The sequence below is a fragment of the Aeromonas sp. 5HA1 genome (assembly GCF_029237245.1).
In the GTDB taxonomy this organism is placed as follows: domain Bacteria; phylum Pseudomonadota; class Gammaproteobacteria; order Enterobacterales; family Aeromonadaceae; genus Aeromonas; species Aeromonas salmonicida.
This window is the reverse complement of record NZ_JAACFW010000001.1, coordinates 16,301-37,079: the sequence shown is the minus strand read 5'-3', so window position 1 is coordinate 37,079 and position 20,779 is coordinate 16,301. Positions and strand designations below refer to the sequence as shown.

Here is a 20,779-nt window from a genome sequence, read left to right as displayed (position 1 = left end):
TGGCGTGGTCGAGATACAGGGCGATCTGCTCGGCACTAATCAATTCATTCATGGCTTACTCTCGCTGACCCCGGCCTGAGGGGCTGCCGGGTAGCACCGGCGGCTTCTCGTCCAGCACGATATGGTCGTGGCCGCTAAAGACCTCGAAGTGGCGCCCCTTGGCGCGGGCAATCATGGTGATGCCGAGCTGGCGGGCAAGATCCAGCCCCATCTGGGTGACGCCGGAGCGCGACAACAGCACCGGAATGCCCATCTGCGCCACCTTGATCACCATCTCCGAGGTGAGCCGCCCCGTGGTGTAGAAGATCTTGTCGCTGCCACTCTCGCCGCGCATCCAGAGCTCGCCCGCCAGGGTATCCACCGCATTGTGGCGCCCCACGTCCTCGACAAAAGAGAGGATTTCGGCGCCGCGACAGATGGCGCAGCCATGGACGGCACCCGCCATCTTGTAGGTTTCGTTATGGGCCGACAGCGCCTTGAGCAGGGCATAGAGGGTGCTCTGTTTAAGCTCAGGCGCCGCCAAGACCACCCCTTCCAGCTTCTTCATCACGCTGCCATACATGGTGCCCTGACCGCAGCCGGAGGTGACCGTCTTCTTCTCCAGTGACTGGTCGAGATCTTCGGCCTGCTGGCTGCTCACCACGGCGGCGGCCTCGCTCTCCCAGTCGACGATCACCGACTCGATGGCCGAAATATCCTCGATAAAACCCTGATTTTTAAGATAACCCAGCACCAGTGCCTCGGGGCGCGCCCCCAAGGTCATCAGGGTTACTATCTCCTTCCAGTTGAGGTAGACCGTCAGTGGCCGCTCACAGGCGATTTGGCGGGTTTGCATTGTGCCCTGCTCATCCATCACCTCGACGGCCATGGTGAGCTGGGCGGCAGCATTGCTTTTGATAAAGGTCGGTGTCATGGGCCCCTCGCGACCGGTTGCCGGGATCTAAGTGGAGGGATACAGCAAGTTTTGTTCCAGATGTATGGAGATGGTATTCACCTGACACAGAATTATAAACAGCCTCGCCCTTGGTGAACGGTTACGAAAATTCTACTCCAACAATATTTCCTTCCTTATCAAATTCCATTGTGAAATCTAAATCGCTAACATTAAAATCCACAGTAATCTTTCCATCATATCCAATCCGAAATGCTATCTTTTTCTTTAAATGAGCTATAAGATCTTGCGTTTCTGTTTCATCACCTTCATCTAACCAACCATATTCTTTAGCCATTTCAATTAGGTCTTCAAAAGAATAACTCATTACTTTTTCTATCCACTCAGGTAATCTTTCATAAATAGTACAACATGCTTCCACTGCTTTTTCGTTATTAAGTTTTTCATAATTTTCAATAGAAAAAGAGACTTCTGTTCCTAAATGATTACTTGATACTAAAAAAGAATCTATTTCTTTCATGTAAATAAACTCTCCTAATACTACTTTTCCGTTTTCATATTTAACTAACTTTTGGATTTCTCCTATATGAGAAGAATAGTGACCAACTCCATTCAGCCCTCCTAGGCTGTGACTTTCTACTAGCTCTATTATTTTACCATTCTTATAAATAATCTCTTCCGTTAATTGACCGCTTATATTATACAATTTATAAAAACCGTCCATTTCACCGTTCTTGTAAGTTGCGTGTTCTTTTAATTTACCATTTTCATAATAGGTTTTAAAAAAACCTTCTAGTTCTCCATTTTTATATGATGCTTCTGCACTTAATTGTCTATTTTCATAATAATGTTTATGCAAACCTTCTTTTTTACCATTTTTATAAACTCCTTCATTGCATAGTTGACCGTTTTCATAATACCATTTATAAAAACCATCTCTTTTACCTTTTATATAGTTTACTTCACTTGCTAATTGACCACTTATATAATAATATCTCTCCACACCTTCTTTTTTACCATTTATATACGTTCTTTCTTCCATTAATTGATCATTTTCATGGTAATTTTTTTCTATCCCTGTAAAAGGTTCTTGGTTTTTGATTGTAACAACTATATTCTTTTGAATTTGTAGGCTGCTGGAGTTTACTTCTTTTTTATCTTTATTAATTGGTCGTTCTTTTTTCATAATTCACTTCCTTTTTTTAATTCTAAAAGAATCTTTGATGGAATCAATGGGCAAATTACTACTTTAGCTAAAAACCTCTACCAGGTTAATATATTAACGAGTTTTTGCCTGAAAATGTTTCTATAAACAAAATATTTTTAGAAATTCTTTCTTTGATCATCGCATATGTTTGTTTAGTTTCATCTTGGGTATTTTTGATACCCTTATATATCCATGTTTGAAAGAACAAAATTTTAATAAAGTGTCACCGATGGCTTATTGTACTATGGTGGTTGTTCGTTTTAAAAGTATATTTTAGTATGAAATACTAAATCTCTAACAACCTCCCATCATGTGCAATATATTGCACATACATATACACTATCTTTCTATCTATAATTTATCTCGTATGTTGGGCTAAATCGTAGTTTACCGGGTGATCTTGTTGATGTTGGCAATAATCTGGTCACTCGATTCTTGCCAACAATAAGTTGGATTGGGATGTGGGGAAATTGGTTTTCTTTACATGTTGGGCTTCGCTGCGCTCTGCACCAACCTACGCCCGCGCCAACCTATGTCCCGCACGACGTCCCAACCCGCAAGCCCCCATCCACCACCAAACCGGCCTTGGCCCCACTCTTGCTAAGTCTTATCCCATTGATGGCCGTGGCCGCCCTGAATGTCTCGCCGTGATCCGCCCCGAACGGGGTGGATCACGGGGGAGGGCGGCCCGGCAGAGACCTTCTGATGGGAGCCGTGACAGTGCAAGACACAAGCAAACCCCTCTCCCCGCAGCGCTGGCTGCAGCTGGAGTTAAAGGCCATCGACAGCCAGGTTGGCCGCTGGCATAGCCGCCGTTTCGAGATTGCGGCGCTCCACCCTGCCGAACCTGAGGCCGCCGGTGCGCTGCCCCTTACCCTGTTTCGCGATGAGCGGGGGGATTATCGCTTCAATTTGAGCTCCGGTTCGCCCCGCCTCTTTGTGACCGGAAGCCGCGTGGACAATGGCTTTTTGGCCGATGGCCTGACCCTGAGCCAGACCGTGGCCGCCGCCTATATGGATGGCGAGCGGCAGGTGCTCTCCTGCCCGCTGCCCGAGGCACTGCAAGCCTGGGTCGAGGCCTTTATCGGCCGCCACGGCGAGCTGCTGGAGGCCCGTCGCAAGGGCAAGAAGGGCAAGGGGCGGGCGCAGGATCAGCTCGGTCTCGATACGGCTGTAGCGACATCAAGAGACGCCGTAGATCCAGCCAGCTGCGGCGCCGTCAAGGCCACCGGCCACGATGGCCGTGAGCGTAGCAGCGACGCCGGAACCAGTGCCGGAAACAAGGCCGGAAACAGCGCCCATGAGTGAGTTCCTCAAGCGCTGGTCGTTTCGCAAGAGTGAGGCGCGCAAGCATCAGGCACTGCAGCCACGGGAAGAGGTCATTCCCGAGGCGCTTGCCGCCCCCATCGAAGGCAGTAGCGAAGGTGAAATCCCTGATAACGCACTGGATAGCCCCGTAGTCAGCACTGACAAGGGGAGTGACGAACCGCTTGCCATCGAAGGGGCTGAGAGCGGTGTTCCTCAGCTGAAAACGGCCCAGCCGGGCAAAGCCAAGCTCCCCGACAAGGAGGCGCTGCGGGCCATATTTCGCAGCCACAAGCCGGACGGGCTCGACGACTACACCCAGGATTTCAGCCAGCCCGAATTGCTGCCCGCGGCCCTGACTGCCGGGCTGCGCAACTGGCTGGTGGATCAGGTGACCGCCCTTGAGAGCGAGACGGCCAATCCAGCCACCGGAGCTGCTGAACCGGCCGCGGTTATGAGCATTGCTGCCGCAGACGAGCCGAACGGGCTGGCTGATAACCATTCTCAAACCCCCACCGACGATCGGGACATTTTGGTTTCCCGTGATGGACAAAATGTCCCAACCAAGGATGGGGGAATGGAACCCTCAGGATCCTGACTCCCTGTCAGTTACTTTTTTTCCGGGGGAGTTGGCTCGGCTCTTGCTCTCCCGGTAGACCAACAAGCGCCCCATCCCATGAGGTGGCGCGCACAGGAGTGCATGTGAGCATCGAACTACCAATTTCAACCTTGCCCCTTTATGAGGGTCGCGCGGGGCGCAGTGAGCAGCATGGCGATCGCAACAGCCGTGCCCGTGCCTATGCCCTGCAGCATACGGTCAAGACCGATAACCTGATCCCGGCCACTGTTTCTTACCAGAGTCAGGGGCGCCTGCTGCTGGTCGGCCCGGAAGATCGCATTCGCCGCGCCGCCAGCCAGTTGCCAGCCGGGGTGAAGCCTACTTTGCTGGTCACCGAATCGGTCCACGATGCCGAGGCGGCAGATCTTGAAGCCATCTTCGATGCGACCGCATCGCTGAATGCCCTGACCCTGCGCGAGTCCAGCCTGACAGGGTATCTCGGTCAGTTCCAGCTCACCGGTCTCAATGGTCAGGGGGAACGGGTTAACCTGGCTGCGCTCTGCTTTCCACAACAAGCGACTGTTGGTAGCGAACCGCGCTTCGATCTGGTGGCCGATCTGGGCCGTGCCCCGCTCTTTGCGCTGGAGCGCCCGCCGGTGGGCTATCTGCATCTCTTTGATGACGCTGACTTGGCCGAGCAGCTTGCCGAGCTCTGTGCGCTGACCGGTATCTTCGACAAGCCGCGCTATTTTCGCCTCGACCCCGAGGCCTGTGCCTTTACTGCCCGTGGCGTGCCCGGTTGCAGCCGCTGCCTCGATGTCTGCCCGACCGATGCGCTCAAGCCCATCAATGGTCGCATCCAGATCGATCCCCATCTCTGTCAGGGCTTTGGCAGCTGTGCCACTGCCTGTCCGACCGGGGCAATTGCCTATCACCAGCCCGACGCCAACACCAGCGGCGACTATCTGCTGCGTCTGCTGAAGCACTACAGGGAGGCGGGTGGCGAAGCGCCGCAACTGCTGATTGCCGGTGAAAACGAGCGTGAATGGGTGGAAACGGAACTCACCCGTTTGCCCGCTAAATGGCTGCCAGTCTGGGTGGAGGAGAGCGCGAGTTTAGGCATCGAGAGCTGGTTCGCCGCACTCGCCTACGGCGCCAGCGCGGTGCGCATTGCACTCGGTGATGATGCCCCCGCAAGCGTGCGGGCGCTGGTTGCGCGGGAACTGGCGAGTGCTGCCGTGCTGCTGACTGGTGCCGGTCTCGCTGTCAATCACATCGCCTTGTTTAACCCGGATGCCGAACAAGATAAGCCGATTTTCGGTCAGCCAGCCCTTGCGCTTTTGGACAAGCCGCTCAAGAGAGACAAGCGGGAGAATCTGTTTGCCGCTTTCGACGCCCTCTGGCAGGCCAATCAGGGCAGCCGCGAGATGTTGGCTGTGCCCCGTGGCGCCCCTTACGGCAGTGTGGAGCTGAAAGAAGCTGACTGCACCCTCTGCATGGGCTGCGTGGCGGTCTGCCCGAGTCGCGCCCTGCATGCGGTGGGCCACACGCCGGGCCTCAACTTTATCGAGCAGGACTGCATCCAGTGCGGCATGTGCGAAAAGGCGTGCCCCGAGCAGGCCATAGTGCTCACGCCCCGCCTGCAACCCGTGCCCGAGGCGCGCCGCGCCGTGCAGAGCCTGAAAGCCGAAGAGGCCGCCTGCTGCATTCGTTGTGGCAAGCCGTTCGCGCCCGCCTCGATGATCCGCCGCATCCAGCAAAAACTGGCCGGTCACTCCCACTTCCAGAACGAGGCCGCCCAGCGGCTGCTGATGTGCGAAGAGTGCCGGGTCAAGGATGTGTTTGCAGCGCTGGCGGCGGATCCTGCCGCCCAGCTCAAGATATGAAGGGCCTGTGATGAGTGAACAACCTAACAGCCATACCGCACTGAATGCAGGCGAACTGACCATGACCGAACTGGAACAGAGCAGCGCCGACATGTATGCCCTGCTGGCGAGCCTCTGGCGCGCCGCCCCCCGTGGCGAACAGCTCGCCTGGCTGCAAGGGTTGCAGGCTATGCCGGGCCCCTTTGCCAGAGGGTTGGGGCTGGTGCAGCTGGCCGCCAGCAGCCATCACGAAAACGAGCTTGCCGAGGAGTATCAGGATCTCTTTATCGGGCTGGGGCGCGGTGAAATCATGCCGTTTGCCTCCTGGTATCTCACCGGCTCCCTGATGGAGCTGCCGCTGGCGGTGCTGCGCGCAGACCTCCAGTCGCTGGGCTTCGAGCGCCAGAGCGGGGTGTGCGAGCCGGAAGATCATCTGGCCGCCCTCTGTGAGGTGATGGCGGTATTGATTGCCGAGCAGCACCCGGATCGCAACCGCTTCTATGAACGTCACCTTGCCCCCTGGGTACTCGCCTGCTGCCGTGATCAGCAACAGGCGAAAGGGGGCAGCTTCTATCGTGCGGTCGGGGCCCTTGCCGAAGACTTTTTCAAACTGGAGCAGGATCTGCGCCTGCCCTTTGGTACCCCTGTGGTGACGCTGCCATGACGCGGCTCCCACTCACTGATAGCGACGCTGGCACTGTGCTGCTGGCCATAACAAAAACAGAGGTCACAAGAATGAGCGATGAACAGCTGAAAGACCCGTCCCGCCGCAATCTGATCAAGGGAGTTGGCGTGGTCGCCACCATAGGCGTGCTGGCCGGTGCCACCGGTCGGGTGGTGGGCAAAGAGGTGCTGTCCCACGACACCGAGCCTGACAAGGGCTATCGGGAGACCCCCCATGTTCACGACTTTTATCGCACCCTGCGCGGCACCGACTGAGCCGGATCAGTGAAGGAGAACTCATGAAACTGACAAAACGTGCCGAGCAGCCCCAAGTGGGCGAGCAGGGCAATGAGGCCATTCGCGGTCAGGGGCTGACCCGTCGCGCCTTTATGGTCAACTCGGGTCTGGTAGCCGGTGGCGCCGTGGCCGCCGGTTGGCTGGCGCCAGCCATGATGCAGCGGGCCGAAGCCAAAACTGTGGCGGCCGGGGTGCCGGTCGAGGTGAAGCGCACCATCTGTTCCCACTGCTCGGTGGGCTGCGGCGTCTATGCCGAGGTGCAGAATGGCGTCTGGACCGGTCAGGAGCCGGCCTTTGATCACCCCTTCAACCTTGGCGGCCACTGCGCCAAGGGGGCGGCCCTGCGCGAGCACGGCCACGGTGAGCGTCGCCTCAAGTACCCGATGAAGCTGGTGGGCGGCAAGTGGCAGCGCATCAGCTGGGATCAGGCCATCGAAGAGGTGGGCAACGAAGTGCTGCGCCTGCGCAAGGAGTCCGGCCCCGACAGCGTCTACTGGCTCGGCTCCGCCAAGCACTCCAACGAGCAGGCCTACCTGTTTCGCAAGATGGCGTCGCTTTGGGGCACCAACAACGTGGATCACCAGGCGCGGATCTGCCACTCCACCACGGTCGCTGGCGTTGCCAATACCTGGGGCTACGGCGCCATGACCAACAGCCTGAACGACATGCACAACAGCAAGTCGATCATGTTTATCGGCTCCAACCCGGCGGAGGCCCACCCGGTCGCCATGCAGCACATCCTGCTGGCGAAAGAGCGCAACGGCTGCAAGATCCTGGTGGTCGACCCGCGCCGCACCCGCACCGCCGCCAAGGCGGACATGTACCTCTCCCTGCGTCCGGGCACCGACGTCGCCTTTATCTGGGGCATGCTCTGGCACATCTTCAAGAACGGCTGGGAAGACAAGGAGTTCATCCGCACCCGCGTCTACGGCATGGATGAGGTGCAAAAAGAGGTGGCGCGTTGGACTCCGGCCGAAGTGGAGCGGGTGACCGGCCTTAACGAACAGCAAGTGCACGATGCGGCCAAGCTGCTGGCCGACAACCGCCCCGGCTGCGTGGTCTGGTGCATGGGCGGCACCCAGCACACCACAGGCAACAACAACACCCGCGCCTACTGCATCCTCGAACTGGCTCTCGGCAACGTGGGCAAGAGCGGGGCGGGCACCAACATCTTCCGTGGTCACGACAACGTGCAGGGCGCCACCGACTTTGGCGTCACCTCCGACTCCCTGCCCGGCTACTACGGGCTGGAAGAGGGCTCCTGGAAGCACTGGGCCCGGGTGTGGGATGTGGATTACGAGTGGATCAAGGCGCGCTTCGACAACAAGGCCTACAACGGCAAGCTGCCGATGAACAACAACGGCATTCCGGTCTCCCGCTGGGTGGACGGGGTGCTGGAGAACGCCGATCTCATCGAGCAGGGCTCCAACATCCGCGCCATGTTCTACTGGGGCCATGCGGTCAACTCCCAGACCCGCGGCCCGGAAATGAAGAAGGCGATGCAAAAGCTCGACATGATGGTGATTGTCGACCCGTATCCCACCGTCGCCTCGGTGATGAACGATCGTACCGATGGCGTCTACCTGCTGCCGGCCACCACCCAGTTCGAGACCTATGGTTCCGTCACTGCCACCAACCGCTCCATGCAGTGGCGCGACAAGGTGATCGAGCCCCTGTTCGAATCCAAGGTCGACCACGAGATCATGTATCTGCTGAGCAAGAAGCTCGGCTTTGCCGACCAGCTGTTCAAGCACATCAAGGTGGAGAATAACCAGCCACTGCTGGAAGACATCACCCGCGAGTACAACCGCGGCATGTGGAGCGTGGGCTACACCGGCCAGAGCCCGGAGCGGCTCAAGGCGCACCAGCAGAACTGGCACACCTTCCACAAGACCAACCTCAAGGCCGAGGGCGGCCCGGTCAGTGGCGAAGTGTACGGTCTGCCGTGGCCCTGCTGGGGTACCCCTGAGATGAAGCACCCCGGCAGCCATATCCTCTACGACACCAGTATTCCGGTGTCGGAAGGGGGTGGCGGTTTCCGCGCCCGCTTCGGCATCGAGTATCAGGGCGTCTCGCTGCTCGCCGAAGACTCCTGGCCGAAGGGGAGCGAGGTGGAAGACGGCTATCCCGAGATCACTGCCGACCTGATGAAGCAGCTCGGCTGGTGGGATGAGCTGACCGAGGCCGAGAAGAAAGAGGCCGAGGGCAAGAACTGGAAGACTGACCTCTCCGGTGGTATCCAGCGGGTCGCCATCAAGCACGGCTTCGTGCCATACGGTAACGCCAAGGCGCGCTGCGTGGTGTGGACCTTCCCGGATCAGGTGCCCAAGCACCGCGAGCCGCTCTACACCCCGCGCCGCGACTTGCTGGCCGACTACTCCACCTGGCCTGATTCGAAGAGCCTGTGGCGCCTGCCGACCCAGTACGCCTCGGTGCAGGAGAAGGACGTCAGCAAGGCGTTCCCGATCATCCTCACCTCCGGCCGTCTGGTGGAGTACGAGGGGGGCGGTGACGAGACTCGCTCCAACCCCTGGCTGGCTGAATTGCAGCAGGAGATGTTCGTCGAGATGAACCCGGCGGATGCCAACGACGTCGGCGTGCGCGACGGTCAGGATGTGTGGGTCGAGGGGCCGGAAGGGGGCCGGGTCAAGGTGAAGGCACTGGTGACCCCGCGGGTCAAACCGGGGCTCGCCTTTATGCCGTTCCACTTCGGCGGCCACTTCGAGGGCAAGGATCTGAGATCCAAATATCCGGAAGGGTCTGACCCTTATGTGCTGGGGGAGTCGGTCAACATAGTCACCACCTATGGTTATGACCCTGTCACCCAGATGCAGGAGACCAAGGTCACCCTGTGCCGTTTTCGCAAAGTAGGAGCCTGATCCCATGGCCAGAATGAAATTCATGTGTGACACCAAGCGCTGCATCGAGTGCAACGGCTGTGTGACGGCGTGCAAGAACGAGAACGACGATGCCCTCGAGTGGGGCATCCAGCGCCGCCGGGTGGTGACCCTCAACGACGGCCTGCCGGGGGAGACCTCCATCTCGGTCGCCTGCATGCACTGCACCGACGCCCCCTGCATGGCGGTCTGCCCGGCCGACTGCTTCTATCACACTGACGACGGCATAGTGCTGCACAACAAGGATCTCTGCATCGGTTGCGGCTACTGCCTGTTTGCCTGCCCGTTCGGGGCGCCCCAGTTCCCGAAAACCGCCGCCTTTGGCGATCGGGGCAAGATGGACAAGTGCACCTTCTGTGCCGGCGGCCCGGAAGAGGATCACAGCGAGGCGGAGCGCCAGAAGTACGGTGCCAACCGCATCGCCGAGGGCAAGCTGCCCATGTGTGCCGAGCTCTGCTCCACCAAGGCACTGCTGGCGGGGGATGCGCAGGTGATCTCCGACATCTTCCGCGAGCGGGTCGCCTATCGCGGGGCCCCTCACGCCGCCTGGGGCGGGGATGAGCAGGATCTGTTCCATGACGCCAGCCAGCCGCGCGATGGCAGAGGCAAGGGGCTCAAGCTTGGCAAGCAGGAGGGCGGCCAATGAGACACTGGCTGACAGCGCTGCTGACGGCCTTGCTGCTGTTCAGCGCGCCCGGTTTCGCCGATGCCGAAAAAGAGACGGTCGGCTTTGCCGGCGCCGACTACTGGCGGGCGGTGAAGGATGGAGAGGTGGGCATCACCACTTCCGGGGGCGCCGAACACGGCGTGCTGATCAATGTGACCGGTGAACAGTGGCGTACCCTTCGCAATACCTGGGTCTCACCGTTCGGTGCTCTGGCCATAGGTGGTTCCGTCCTTGCCTTGCTGCTGTTCTACTTGTGGGCAGGCCAGCTCAAGCTGGCTCACCCTCGCACCGGTCGCAAGGTGCTGCGCTGGACCCCGTTTGAACGTGCCTTGCACTGGTATACGGCGGCGCTTTTTCTGCTGCTTGCGCTTAGTGGCCTGATCCTGCTCTACGGCAAGTTTGTGATCCGCCCGTTCGGGGATGGGGTGTGGGGGGCCGCTATTCAGGGCGCCAAGCTGACGCACAACTACCTGGGGCCTCTGTTCGTGCTGGGGCTGCTGGTGATGATCCTCAAATGGTTGCGCCACAATCTGCCGACCCGGGTGGATTGGGAGTGGTTCCGCCAGGGTGGGGGCATCTTGCCCAATGGCAAGCATCCGGATGCGGCGTTTTGCAACGGCGGGGAGAAGGTATGGTTCTGGCTGCTGTGCAGTGCGGGCCTGCTGGTCTGCATCACAGGGTTGGTGCTCGACTTCCCCCTGTTTGGCCAGACCCGGGAGGTGATGGCAGTGAGCAACCTGTTGCACGGGATCGGTGCCATCGGGCTGATTGCCGCCTCATTCGGTCACATCTACATAGGGACTGTGGGAACAGAAGGGGCGCTGGAGGGAATGAAGAGCGGCTATGTGGACGAGAGCTGGGCCAGGCAGCACCACAGGCTCTGGTTTGAAGAGGTCAAGGAGCAGCTCGACAAGCCGGATGGTCGTTGATCCGTGTCACCGAGATCGGGGCTGGTCCCGATCTCGGTATTCACCCCGTTCCAGTCGATCGAAATAGTCCTGATAGCGTCCGCTGTTGATGGCTTGCTGCAATTTCTGGTTGAACTGGGCCTGCAATCTGGCCGAGCCCGGCATCTTGCGCGGAAACATCACGAAGCTGTTGTTTTGCAAAAAGGGTGTCTGGCTGTGGGTGATGGTCGCTGCGGTGGCCGGATCAAATTCTTTGCGCAACGCGGTCAGGCCGACCCGGAGCTCCTGAGGATAGAGGTCGATACGACCGCGCAGCAATTTGCCGAAATTGAGCTTGATGTCGGTGACCCGCTGCTGGCTTACCTTGCCCTCTGCCACCATGGCATCAAGCTCGGGCCCGTAGCTGTAGGCAATATCGCCCCCCAGACGCAAACCGGCAATCTGTGCCAGTCGCTCGGCGTTCAACTGTCGTGACGTGAGAGAGAAGAAGACGAACTGCTCCTGCAATACTGGCTCGCTGAACAGAAAGTCCTTCTCCCGTTCCGGTTTGTGCATCCAGACGGCGGTGGCGTCATAGAGCTGGCTGGCTGCCGCCAGCGAATAGACCCGGCCCCAGGGGGCAAAGTGATATCTGACGCTATAGCCCGCCTCCTGAAACAGATCGCTGATGAGGTGAGCCACGGGACCGTAGTGTTTCGACTGCTCCGAGACGAAAGGGGGCCATTCACCGACTATGATGTTGAGCACCCTGGGCTGCGTGGCCAGGGCGGGGGGACTCGACATGGTCAGCAACAGCAAGACCGGCAGCATTAGACGCAGAGAAATAAGCTTGGCTATCAACAATATAGAAACCACTCTTGGCTGGTGGACAGTGAAGGATGGTCAGAATGGCCGCAATCCTAGCATGACTTTTGTCCATTTGTCGCAACACTGGCTGAGTGTCACTTTGGCTTGGTATTTTGGCCGCAGGGTATGCCCAAGCTCACAAAACCGAAAGATTAAACGTCATATGATTGATTTCATTATGAGTCTTGCTCTCCTGCCGAACGGCAACTTCACGTAAATCAAAGAGAATGACTATGGCTACCGGACAATATCTGCTGTGGAAAGATGCACAGGGACAGGATTTTCGCCCCGTTGCACTGACAGGCACTGACCTGCTCAACGATCGCAATCTCAACAAGGGCACCGCCTTCACCGAACAGGAGCGCGCCGACTTCGAGCTTGACGGCCTGCTGCCTCCTCAGGTGCAAACCTTTGAAGCCCAGCTGGAGCGGGTGTATCAGGGATTTCTGAGCGCCTGCAGCGACATCGAGAAGTACCAGAACCTGCGTGCCTTGCAGGATCGCAACGAAACCCTCTTCTATGCCCTCTTGTCCCGTCACGTTGAGGAGATGACCCCCATCATCTATACCCCGACCGTCGGCAAGGCGTGTCAGGAGTTCAGCCACCGTTACCAGAAGGCGCGCGGCCTCTATATCACCCCGAAAAACGTTGAGGACATGGGCTCTCTGGCGCGTCATCTGGACGCCAAGTCGGTGCGCATTATCGTGGTGACCGACAGTCAGGGGATCCTGGGGATCGGGGATCAGGGGGTGGGCGGCATGGGCATTCCCATCGGCAAACTCTCCCTCTATACCCTAGCGGCCGGTATTCATCCCGCCTGCTGCCTGCCCATAGCGCTGGATGTGGGCACAGACAATCAGGCCCTGCTGGATGACCCCATGTATCTGGGTCAGCCGCACAGACGGATCCGTGGCAAGGAGTACGACGATTTCATCGAAAAGTTCGTGGCCGGGGTCAAGCGCCACTTCCCGAACGCCGTGTTGCAGTGGGAAGACTTCAGCAAGTCCAACGCCTTCAACAATCTCTCCCGCTACCAGCAGGCGCTGCCCTCCTTCAACGATGACATTCAGGGCACGGGGGCCGTTGTGCTGGCCGGCATCATAGGGGCGGTCAAGGTGAAAGGGGAAACCCTGGGTCAGCAGAACTACCTGGTCTACGGCGCTGGCGCCGGTGGGGTAGGGGTGGCAGATCAGATCTGCGCAGGCATGATCCGTGAAGGGCTGGATCCCCAGGCGGCCCGCGATCGCATCTATATCCTGGATACCCAGGGGCTGGTGTGCGACAACCGCGAAGGGCTCGACGAGTACAAGCGTCGTTACGCCAAGCCGGGTCTGTTGCTGGCGGGCTGGGATACCGAAGCCCCCGGCAAGGCCAATCTGACGGACGTGTTGCGTCATGTGCCCATCACTGTGCTGCTGGGGACCAGCGGCGCCGGTGGCGCCTTCAAGGAGGAGCACATCCAACTGATGCAAAAACATTGTGCTCACCCCATGGTGTTCCCGCTTTCCAACCCGACTGCCAACTGCGAGGCGCTGCCGGAAGACATCTACCGCTGGAGTCAGGGCAAGGCGATCGTTGCCACCGGCAGTCCGTTCAATGATGTGCACTACGAGGGCAAGCGTTACCGCATCGGACAGGGCAACAACGTCTTCATCTTCCCGGGCGTGGGGTTGGCGGCCATCGTCAGCCAGCTGAGCGAGATCAGCCCGGATATCTTCACCACGGCGGCTTTCGCGCTGGCCGAGTGCGTGAACGAGGAGGATCTGGCCCAGGGCTCCGTCTATCCGCGCATTCGCGAGTTGCGCAATATCTCGGTCCACGTGGCGACCGCCGTGCTCAAAGACATAGTGCGCAAGGATCCGTCCCACCCGCTGATCGGGCAGGATCTGCAGCAGCACATCTTGAGTCACATGTGGGAGCCGCTCTACCTGCCTTATCGCCGGGTATAACCGTCCAAGAGAGCAGCATGAGAGGGAGATGGCTTGGGTCATCTCCCTTTTTTCGCTTGAGCCCGCCATGTGACTGCTCCGTCAGATTGATGCTCTTGTCATCCTGGGGTCAGTGGCGACAGAAGATCCCTGTTGGTGCTCAATACATGACCCAGCTGAAGAGCTTGTCAATAAACTCCGCCAGAAAAACGATTGGCGTCTGCCACAAAAGTGCGTAAAATCGCATACTCGATGCTTGTAGCAACGAATCCCGCCTAAAAAGCCAGTTTCATGCCCTCCCCAAGCAGTAAAAGGTAACAAGTGACGCCTTATGGCTCGTTTCGTGCCTTGAAAAAGTCTTGTGATAACTGAAAAGTGTCAAATATCCCTGTCAGTTATCAAAAAATTAAGGACATCCATGTTTTCCTTAGTCAAGCAAAGTGTCGCCGGGCTGCAAATCCTGTTTGTCGCCTTCGGTGCCATGGTTCTGGTGCCCCTGCTCACCGGACTGAACCCCTCCATGGCCCTGCTTGGCGCCGGTGTGGGAACCCTGCTGTTCCAGCTCTGCACTCGCCGCCAGGTTCCGATTTTCCTCGGTTCCAGCTTTGCCTTCATCGCCCCCATCATTTACGCCACCCAGACCTGGGGACTGCCGTCCACCATGTTTGGCCTGTTTGCTGCCGGTTTCATGTATTTCATCCTGGCGGCACTCATTCGCGTGCGTGGCATGGGCTTTGTGCACAAGCTGCTGCCCCCTGTGGTGATTGGCCCCGTGATCATGGTGATCGGCCTCTCGGTGGCCCAGGTCGCCTGTAACATGGCGATGGGACGTGCCGGTGCCGAGCAGGTAGTTCCGCCCACCACGGCCTTGACCCTGGCGGGTATCTCGCTGGCGGTGACCCTGATTGCAGCCGTGTTCTGCAAGGGCTGGATCAAGCTGATCCCCATACTGTGCGGTGTGATTGCCGGTTACGTCTCTGCCGTGCTGATGGGCCACGTGAGCTTTGATGGCATGATCAATGCTCCCTGGCTGGCGCTGCCCCATTTTGAAACACCGGAGATCAACTGGGCCGCGGCGCTGTTTATGCTGCCGGTGGCCATAGCGCCCTGTATCGAGCACATAGGTGGCGTACTCGCCATCGGCGGTGTGACCGGGCAGGACTACACCAAGAACCCGGGCCTGCACCGTACTCTGGCCGGTGACGGCATAGGTGTCTGCTTCGCCGGTTTCATCGGTGGCCCACCCGTGACCACCTACGCCGAAGTGACCGGCGCCGTGATGATCACCCGCAACTTCAACCCGGTTACCATGACCTGGGCCGCCGTGTTTGCCATCATTCTGGCCTTCTTCGGCAAGTTCAACGCCCTGCTCACCTCCATCCCCATGCCGGTGATGGGCGGTATCATGCTGCTGTTGTTCGGGTCCATCGCCGCCATCGGTCTCAAAACCCTGGTGGAATCCAAGGTGGATCTGGGACTGTCGCGCAATATCGCCATCGTGGCCGTGACCCTGACTGTGGGCGTCGGCGCGCTGGAGATGAAGATCGGTGACTTCGCCCTGGCTGGCGTCGGTCTGGCCTCGGTCGCCGCCATACTGCTCAACCTGATCCTGCCTGCCAATTCTGAAGAGGGCGTGATGGACGCCGCCAAGGATTAAGCAAGGGAGCTACCGCTCACTGTGAAAGACAAGAAGCCACCTCAGGGTGGCTTCCTGTTTTTGGTCTGGCAATGAATGAGGTATGGTTATTGTGGTGTTATTTGGCACCATTTCAGCACGAAACGCTCTATTTGGCGTATGTGTTGACGTATCTGCTTTCGTGACCTTAGCTAAAGGACAGGTTTGGCTCTGAGGTTATGCTGCGCAATATGAAAAAATGGATGTGGGTGTTTTCAATCATTTTTTTGTCCCTTGCCTCTCTGGTTGTACGACTTGTCATGGTATTGCACCGGGCAATTTTCCCATCAAGCCCTGGCCATCATGGCGCAGCCACTTCTCGTCCTGATCACCAGATCCTGAGCCTTTGGTCAGCCCAGTCAGCCACTATCTCGTTACTACAGCTGATCCACCCCCCATCTGCTTGCTGCCACATGTGTCGTGAAGGCGGTGAACCGTGAAAGCCGGCGCGACCCAGCCAGGGTCATGACAGCCCAGTCATCGATAATGGCGGGTATTTAGGGATGAGTTATGAGCAAAGTGAGGTTGCAATGACATATCAACTGTTGTGGAAAAGTGCCCTGTTCTCCGTCTCTTCGGTACTGGCCATGAGCGCAGTACAGGCCGCACCGCTGAATGTGATGACCGAGGATTATCCGCCCTTCAACATGCAGGGGGAGGGGGGCAAGATCGTCGGGCTCTCTACCGAGGTAGTGGAAGAGTTGCTCAAGCGGGCCGGCGTCGAATACAAGCTGAGCATGATGCCATGGAAGCGTGCCTATGAAGACACGCTCAGTACCCCCAATAACGCCCTCTACTCCACGACGCGGACTCCCGAGCGGGAGACTCTGTTCAAATGGGTTGGTCCTCTGGTCAACAATAACTGGGTCTTTTTTGCCAATCCCGACTCCAATATCACGATAGCGTCGCTGGAGGATGCCAAGCAGTATTCAGTCGGCGGTTATAACGGTGATGCTGCGGCAGAGTTCCTCAAGGCGCAGGGGTTCGACAAACTGCAACTGGCGGCCAATGACACGGCCAACGTGAAAAAGCTGGAGGCTGGCCGCATCGATTTGTGGGCGACCGGCGAATATCTGGCCCCATATCTGGCCAATCAGGAGAAGACCACCAATCCCAAGCCGGTATTTGTGTTCAAGGAAACCCAGATGAGTTTGGCCTTCAACAAAGAGACACCGGATGATCTCATCAACAAGCTCAACGAGATCCTTGCCGCCATGAAGGCTGACGGCACCATCGAAAAGATCAATGCCAAGTACCAGTAACACCAGGAAGCGGCCAAGTATCGATGTCGGGAGGGAACCATGGATTGGAATAGTCTGAAGTTCAGGATTGCCGTGCTGACCTCCCTGTCGGTGAGTCTGCTGCTGGTGCTGTTTGGCGGCTACAACTACAGCGCCGCCAGAGCGGATAGCTATAACAGACAGGCCGCGCTGGTCGAGCAGGCCATCAGCCGGCTGCAGTTGTCTTTGCCCGGCCCGCTCTGGAATTACGAGTCAGCGTTTATCGAGGCATCGCTGAAATCGGAGCTGGCCGCCGATGCGCTCAGCGCCCTGCTGGTAGTGAACAAAGATAAACTGGTGGCGGGGTTTGCCCGTGAGCCTGCTGGCGACATTCAGGGGGTCGCCCAGCTGCCAGCGGATACCGCCGCCTATAGCAGTCATGATCTGGTGTATGACGACAATGGCCAGCAGAACACTGTGGCCAAACTGCTGGTGCTGACCAGCGATGACACCATCCAAATACAACTTCGCCAACTGCTCATCACCACTGTCTGGCAGATAGTGGTGCTCGATATCTGCATCATATTGTTGCTGATGGTGCTTATTCATCGCAACGTGCTGCGGCCCTTGCATCAAATGAACTCAGCCGTTTCTGACCTGGCCCGGGGGGATGGTGATCTGACGCAGCGCCTCAAGATCCGCCGCCAAGACGAGATGGGGGCTCTGGCTGGCAACATCAATCAGTTTATCGCCAAGCTGCAAGGCACTGTGGCGGAGATCAACACCCTCTCAGCCGGCGTACTGCAAACGGCGGAGTTGTGCGACTCCCTGGCGACCGATACCCGCCGCGGCAGTGATGAACAGCAATCAGAGCTGGATCAGGTGGCGACCGCCATTACCGAAATGAGTCATGCAGTACAGGAGGTCGCAGGCAATGCGGTGAAAACCTCAAGTGCGACCGATGAAGCCAGTCTCTATGTCGATCAGGGCTACAACCTGGCGGGCCATGCCAATGAGGCCATTCATCAACTGGTGGGAGAGGTGGAGCGGGTCGCCAACCTGATCCGCTCGCTCTCGACGGAGAGCAGCAGCATCGGCAACATCATAGAAGTGATCAATGGCATTGCCGAGCAGACCAATCTGCTGGCGCTCAATGCCGCCATTGAAGCGGCCAGAGCCGGAGAGCAGGGCCGTGGTTTCGCCGTGGTGGCCGATGAGGTTCGTACCCTGTCCGGGCGTACCCGGCAATCAACCGAAGAGATCAGTGCCAGCATAAAGCGGCTGCAACAGGCGACACAAAATGTGGTGTCCGGCATGCAGCATAGTCAGGACAAAGCATCGAAGGCAGGTGTCGAAGCGGCAGATGTGCAGGTATCTGTCGAGAAAATAAAGACCCAGGTCAGTCTCATTCGCGAGATGAACATGTATATCGCTCAGGCGTCGGAAGAGCAGCATTCGGTGGCGCAAGAGGTCAGCAACAGTGTCAATCGCATTGCCGGACTCAATAATGACAGTGCCGCCCGGGTGGCTCAGGTAGCGGAGGCAAGCAGCGACCTGCGCCAGTTGTCGGCCCAGCTCGACAGCTTGCTCAAGCAGTTCAGGGTATGAGTTTTTGGTGGAAGCAATGGTCATGATGAGGCGTCACAGATGCCGATAGCACAGCCAATCGGGCGGCGAAATCAGCAAAATAATGAGTTTGTCGATCATCAGGGGCCATTCACGAATGGCCCCTTTGCATATCCGCTTTGCAGAAGGGGGGCGCGGCGTCAGGCGCGGCGGCTACAATCAGAACGCTTGCTCATGACCTAGGAGAGAAAGATGAAGAGAAGATGGATGCTGCTTTTACTTGGGCTGCTATGGGGTGGCGCTGTTCAGGCCGGGGCTGTGCCCTATCAGGTCGATGGTCAAGCCTTCGAGGGTTACTACCTGGCAGCCCCTGACAAGCAGGCGCCGCTGGTGGTGCTGGTACATGACTGGGACGGGTTGACGGAGTATGAAATCAAGCGAGCCAGGATGCTGGTAGCGCTGGGTTACAACGTCTTTGCCGCCGATCTGTTCGGTGCAGGAGTCAGGCCGACCGCCCTGAAGGACAAGAAACGGCTTACCGGTGCTCTGTACCAAGACAGGCCCAGGATGCGCAAGCTGTTGCAAGGGGCCTTGACCGAGGCTGCGAAGCAAGGTGGGCGGTTGGATAATGCCGTGGCCGTCGGTTACTGCTTCGGCGGTGCCGCTGTGCTTGAGCTGGCCCGCAGTGGTGCCAGTCTCAAGGGGATCGTCAGTGTGCATGGCGGGCTGGAGACACCGGCCGGGCAGGATTACCAGCAGACCCGGGCGAATTTGCTCATTCAGCACGGCAGTGCCGATCAGGCGGTGTCACTCGGTCATTTTGCGGCGCTCATTGCCGAGCTGGAGAGTGCGGGCATCAAGCATGAGGCGACCAGTTACAGCGGTGCCCCCCATGCGTTCAGTGTGTTTGGCTCGGACAATTACCGCGCCGATGCCGATGCAAAAGCCTGGCTGCGCTTCACCGAATTCCTGGGGGAAGTGACCAGGGGTTAGATCGGCCAGAGTGAGATAGATAGTGAGATAGATTGTGAGGTAGGGAGCTAGACAGCAATTTCAAGCCATGGCACTGCCATGGCTTTTTACTGTCCGCATCTCACTGTGTTGGCAAGGCCAGTATCCTCACCCACATGGCCCCTTCCCCGACAGGATGGCGCGCGAGCAGAGTTAGCTGGCCGCTATCGGGATCGATACGGTGGATGGCTACCTGGTGAGAGGCCTGCCCGGCGGCCACCAGATAGCGACCGCTGTGATCGATGGCAAAACTGCGGGGCATGGTCTCGGTCGGGAAGTGGGCGAGAGCAGTCAGGCTGCCATCTTGCTCAGCTATGCCAAATAGGGTCAGCAGGCTGCTGGCCCGCTCGCAGCTGTAGAGAAAACGGCCATCCGGCGTGACATGCAGATCCGCCCCCCAGCGCTCTCCCTGATATCCCTCGGGCAGCATATCCAGGCTCTGCTGTTGCCTGATCTGGCCATCTGCGTCACGCCGATAGCGGTTGATGGTGCAATCGAGCTCGTTCAGGCAGTAGATGTCGCCATTGACGGGATGCAGCGCCAAGTGTCTTGGCCCGGCCCCTTTTGCGGTATGCAAGTCCCCCAGGGAGTGGGGCAGCAGTTGACCATCTGCACTCAGGATAAAGCGGCGGATGGCATCTTCGGTGAGACAGGCGACCAAGGCCTCCTGTTCTCCTTGTTCGTTGGTCAGCAAGGTAACAGAGTGAGCCGTCATCAGTGGGGCCAGCTGCTGGTGCGGTGCCTGCACAATGCCGCTGGCATCGATGGGGGAGACGGTGACGTGGTTGAAGGCATAAGAGGCGGCAAACAGGAAGCGCCCGCTGGCATCGATAGCGGTATGGGAGGCGCTGCCTGCCAGAGGGGCCGAGCCCTGTTCTGCGAGTTTGCCATCTGCGTCGATCCGGTAGCTTATCACCGCAAAATCGGGGCGCACGGCAGCATGGAGCCATTTTCCGTCCGGGCTGATCACCAGGGGCTGTACCTGACCCTGTGTGCTTACCACTTGCAAGAGTTGCATCTCCCCCGAGTCGGCCAGGGAAAACACGTGGATCTGCTGGCTGCCGGGGCTGGCGACATAAACGATTTGCTGCATTGTGCTTCTCACTCCTGATTATGGGCAACGGCAGGCCAATCTTATCCCCATCCCCCGGGATCTTGCCTGTTCTTTTGTTCGGGTCGGGCACAGGGGGTTGCCATGACGGCAAAGCCAGTTGGCGTGGCTGATGGGGGACTGGCAATGAAAAGGCCCCGTGACGGGGCCTTTGGTGTTTGA

Annotated in this window: 17 protein-coding genes; 13 read left to right on the top strand and 4 right to left on the bottom strand. The window is 58.2% G+C overall.

Annotated elements, in window-relative coordinates; all coding sequences use genetic code 11:
* Nucleotides 1–55: 55 nt before the first annotated feature.
* Both GWQ27_RS00145 and GWQ27_RS00140 read right to left on the bottom strand, forming a co-directional pair.
* Entirely contained in the window at nucleotides 56–913 is an 858-nt protein-coding gene (locus GWQ27_RS00145) for a formate dehydrogenase accessory sulfurtransferase FdhD (protein ID WP_275906382.1), read from the bottom strand.
* Nucleotides 914–1,034: 121 nt separating this feature from the next.
* Complete coding sequence (locus GWQ27_RS00140) at nucleotides 1,035–2,078, bottom strand: DUF2262 domain-containing protein (RefSeq protein WP_275906381.1); 1,044 nt, start codon at nucleotides 2,076–2,078, stop codon at nucleotides 1,035–1,037.
* A gap of 726 nt (nucleotides 2,079–2,804) precedes the next feature.
* Between GWQ27_RS00140 and GWQ27_RS00135 the strand changes: the two genes are divergently transcribed.
* The 8 genes from GWQ27_RS00135 (at nucleotide 2,805) to GWQ27_RS00100 (ending at nucleotide 11,281) form a co-directional block, all read left to right on the top strand.
* Nucleotides 2,805–3,407, top strand: coding sequence for a DUF3305 domain-containing protein (locus GWQ27_RS00135; protein ID WP_275906380.1), 603 nt, complete (start codon nucleotides 2,805–2,807; stop codon nucleotides 3,405–3,407).
* On the top strand, nucleotides 3,400–4,002 hold the full coding sequence (locus tag GWQ27_RS00130; RefSeq protein WP_275906379.1) for a DUF3306 domain-containing protein: 603 nt from the start codon (nucleotides 3,400–3,402) through the stop codon (nucleotides 4,000–4,002). Before GWQ27_RS00135 ends, GWQ27_RS00130 begins: the two co-directional genes overlap by 8 nt.
* 122 nt (nucleotides 4,003–4,124) lie before the next feature.
* A complete protein-coding gene (locus GWQ27_RS00125) occupies nucleotides 4,125–5,849 on the top strand; it encodes a 4Fe-4S dicluster domain-containing protein (RefSeq protein ID WP_345893528.1) in 1,725 nt (574 codons plus the stop codon).
* Between the two features lie 10 nt (nucleotides 5,850–5,859).
* On the top strand, nucleotides 5,860–6,492 hold the full coding sequence (locus GWQ27_RS00120) for a molecular chaperone TorD family protein (RefSeq protein WP_275906378.1): 633 nt from the start codon (nucleotides 5,860–5,862) through the stop codon (nucleotides 6,490–6,492).
* A 71-nt stretch (nucleotides 6,493–6,563) separates the two neighbouring features.
* A complete protein-coding gene (locus GWQ27_RS00115; RefSeq protein ID WP_275906377.1) occupies nucleotides 6,564–6,767 on the top strand; it encodes a transcriptional initiation protein Tat in 204 nt (67 codons plus the stop codon).
* Nucleotides 6,768–6,790: 23 nt separating this feature from the next.
* Nucleotides 6,791–9,667: a formate dehydrogenase subunit alpha gene (locus tag GWQ27_RS00110; protein WP_275906376.1), complete on the top strand. Its 2,877-nt coding sequence runs from the start codon at nucleotides 6,791–6,793 to the stop codon at nucleotides 9,665–9,667.
* A gap of 4 nt (nucleotides 9,668–9,671) precedes the next feature.
* Entirely contained in the window at nucleotides 9,672–10,331 is a 660-nt protein-coding gene (fdh3B, locus tag GWQ27_RS00105; protein ID WP_042013676.1) for a formate dehydrogenase FDH3 subunit beta, read from the top strand.
* A complete protein-coding gene (locus GWQ27_RS00100) occupies nucleotides 10,328–11,281 on the top strand; it encodes a formate dehydrogenase subunit gamma (RefSeq protein WP_099992089.1) in 954 nt (317 codons plus the stop codon). The genes fdh3B and GWQ27_RS00100 overlap by 4 nt, the downstream gene beginning before the upstream one ends.
* A 6-nt stretch (nucleotides 11,282–11,287) precedes the next feature.
* Here the strand turns inward: GWQ27_RS00100 and GWQ27_RS00095 are convergent, their stop codons facing one another.
* Nucleotides 11,288–12,103 carry a transporter substrate-binding domain-containing protein gene (locus GWQ27_RS00095; protein WP_275906375.1) on the bottom strand — a complete coding sequence of 272 codons (816 nt, stop codon included), beginning with the start codon at nucleotides 12,101–12,103 and terminating at the stop codon, nucleotides 11,288–11,290.
* Between the two features lie 236 nt (nucleotides 12,104–12,339).
* On the opposite strand from GWQ27_RS00095, the gene GWQ27_RS00090 reads away from it, so the two are divergent.
* From GWQ27_RS00090 to GWQ27_RS00070, 5 genes are all read left to right on the top strand, one after another.
* Entirely contained in the window at nucleotides 12,340–14,055 is a 1,716-nt protein-coding gene (locus GWQ27_RS00090; RefSeq protein WP_059112058.1) for an NAD-dependent malic enzyme, read from the top strand.
* Between the two features lie 397 nt (nucleotides 14,056–14,452).
* Entirely contained in the window at nucleotides 14,453–15,691 is a 1,239-nt protein-coding gene (locus GWQ27_RS00085; protein ID WP_021139103.1) for a uracil-xanthine permease family protein, read from the top strand.
* A gap of 548 nt (nucleotides 15,692–16,239) precedes the next feature.
* Nucleotides 16,240–16,971 carry a transporter substrate-binding domain-containing protein gene (locus GWQ27_RS00080; RefSeq protein ID WP_275906374.1) on the top strand — a complete coding sequence of 244 codons (732 nt, stop codon included), beginning with the start codon at nucleotides 16,240–16,242 and terminating at the stop codon, nucleotides 16,969–16,971.
* 39 nt (nucleotides 16,972–17,010) lie between these two features.
* Nucleotides 17,011–18,537, top strand: a complete 1,527-nt coding sequence (locus GWQ27_RS00075; RefSeq protein WP_219593562.1) for a methyl-accepting chemotaxis protein — start codon at nucleotides 17,011–17,013, stop codon at nucleotides 18,535–18,537.
* Nucleotides 18,538–18,747: 210 nt separating this feature from the next.
* Nucleotides 18,748–19,488, top strand: a complete 741-nt coding sequence (locus GWQ27_RS00070; RefSeq protein WP_275906373.1) for a dienelactone hydrolase family protein — start codon at nucleotides 18,748–18,750, stop codon at nucleotides 19,486–19,488.
* 100 nt (nucleotides 19,489–19,588) lie between these two features.
* Here GWQ27_RS00070 and GWQ27_RS00065 read toward each other — a convergent pair whose 3' ends face one another.
* Nucleotides 19,589–20,599: a beta-propeller fold lactonase family protein gene (locus GWQ27_RS00065; protein ID WP_275906372.1), complete on the bottom strand. Its 1,011-nt coding sequence runs from the start codon at nucleotides 20,597–20,599 to the stop codon at nucleotides 19,589–19,591.
* Between the last annotated feature and the right edge of the window lie 180 nt (nucleotides 20,600–20,779).

Bases quoted from the DNA above. Each gene is read 5' to 3' on its own strand.
- GWQ27_RS00145 (WP_275906382.1), bottom strand. From the start codon at position 913: ATGACACCGACCTTTATCAAAAGCAATGCTGCCGCCCAGCTCACCATG.
- GWQ27_RS00140 (WP_275906381.1), bottom strand. From the start codon at position 2,078: ATGAAAAAAGAACGACCAATTAATAAAGATAAAAAAGAAGTAAACTCC.
- GWQ27_RS00135 (WP_275906380.1), top strand. From the start codon at position 2,805: ATGGGAGCCGTGACAGTGCAAGACACAAGCAAACCCCTCTCCCCGCAG.
- GWQ27_RS00130 (WP_275906379.1), top strand. From the start codon at position 3,400: ATGAGTGAGTTCCTCAAGCGCTGGTCGTTTCGCAAGAGTGAGGCGCGC.
- GWQ27_RS00120 (WP_275906378.1), top strand. From the start codon at position 5,860: ATGAGTGAACAACCTAACAGCCATACCGCACTGAATGCAGGCGAACTG.
- GWQ27_RS00115 (WP_275906377.1), top strand. From the start codon at position 6,564: ATGAGCGATGAACAGCTGAAAGACCCGTCCCGCCGCAATCTGATCAAG.
- GWQ27_RS00110 (WP_275906376.1), top strand. From the start codon at position 6,791: ATGAAACTGACAAAACGTGCCGAGCAGCCCCAAGTGGGCGAGCAGGGC.
- fdh3B (WP_042013676.1), top strand. From the start codon at position 9,672: ATGGCCAGAATGAAATTCATGTGTGACACCAAGCGCTGCATCGAGTGC.
- GWQ27_RS00100 (WP_099992089.1), top strand. From the start codon at position 10,328: ATGAGACACTGGCTGACAGCGCTGCTGACGGCCTTGCTGCTGTTCAGC.
- GWQ27_RS00090 (WP_059112058.1), top strand. From the start codon at position 12,340: ATGGCTACCGGACAATATCTGCTGTGGAAAGATGCACAGGGACAGGAT.
- GWQ27_RS00085 (WP_021139103.1), top strand. From the start codon at position 14,453: ATGTTTTCCTTAGTCAAGCAAAGTGTCGCCGGGCTGCAAATCCTGTTT.
- GWQ27_RS00080 (WP_275906374.1), top strand. From the start codon at position 16,240: ATGACATATCAACTGTTGTGGAAAAGTGCCCTGTTCTCCGTCTCTTCG.
- GWQ27_RS00075 (WP_219593562.1), top strand. From the start codon at position 17,011: ATGGATTGGAATAGTCTGAAGTTCAGGATTGCCGTGCTGACCTCCCTG.
- GWQ27_RS00070 (WP_275906373.1), top strand. From the start codon at position 18,748: ATGAAGAGAAGATGGATGCTGCTTTTACTTGGGCTGCTATGGGGTGGC.
- GWQ27_RS00065 (WP_275906372.1), bottom strand. From the start codon at position 20,599: ATGCAGCAAATCGTTTATGTCGCCAGCCCCGGCAGCCAGCAGATCCAC.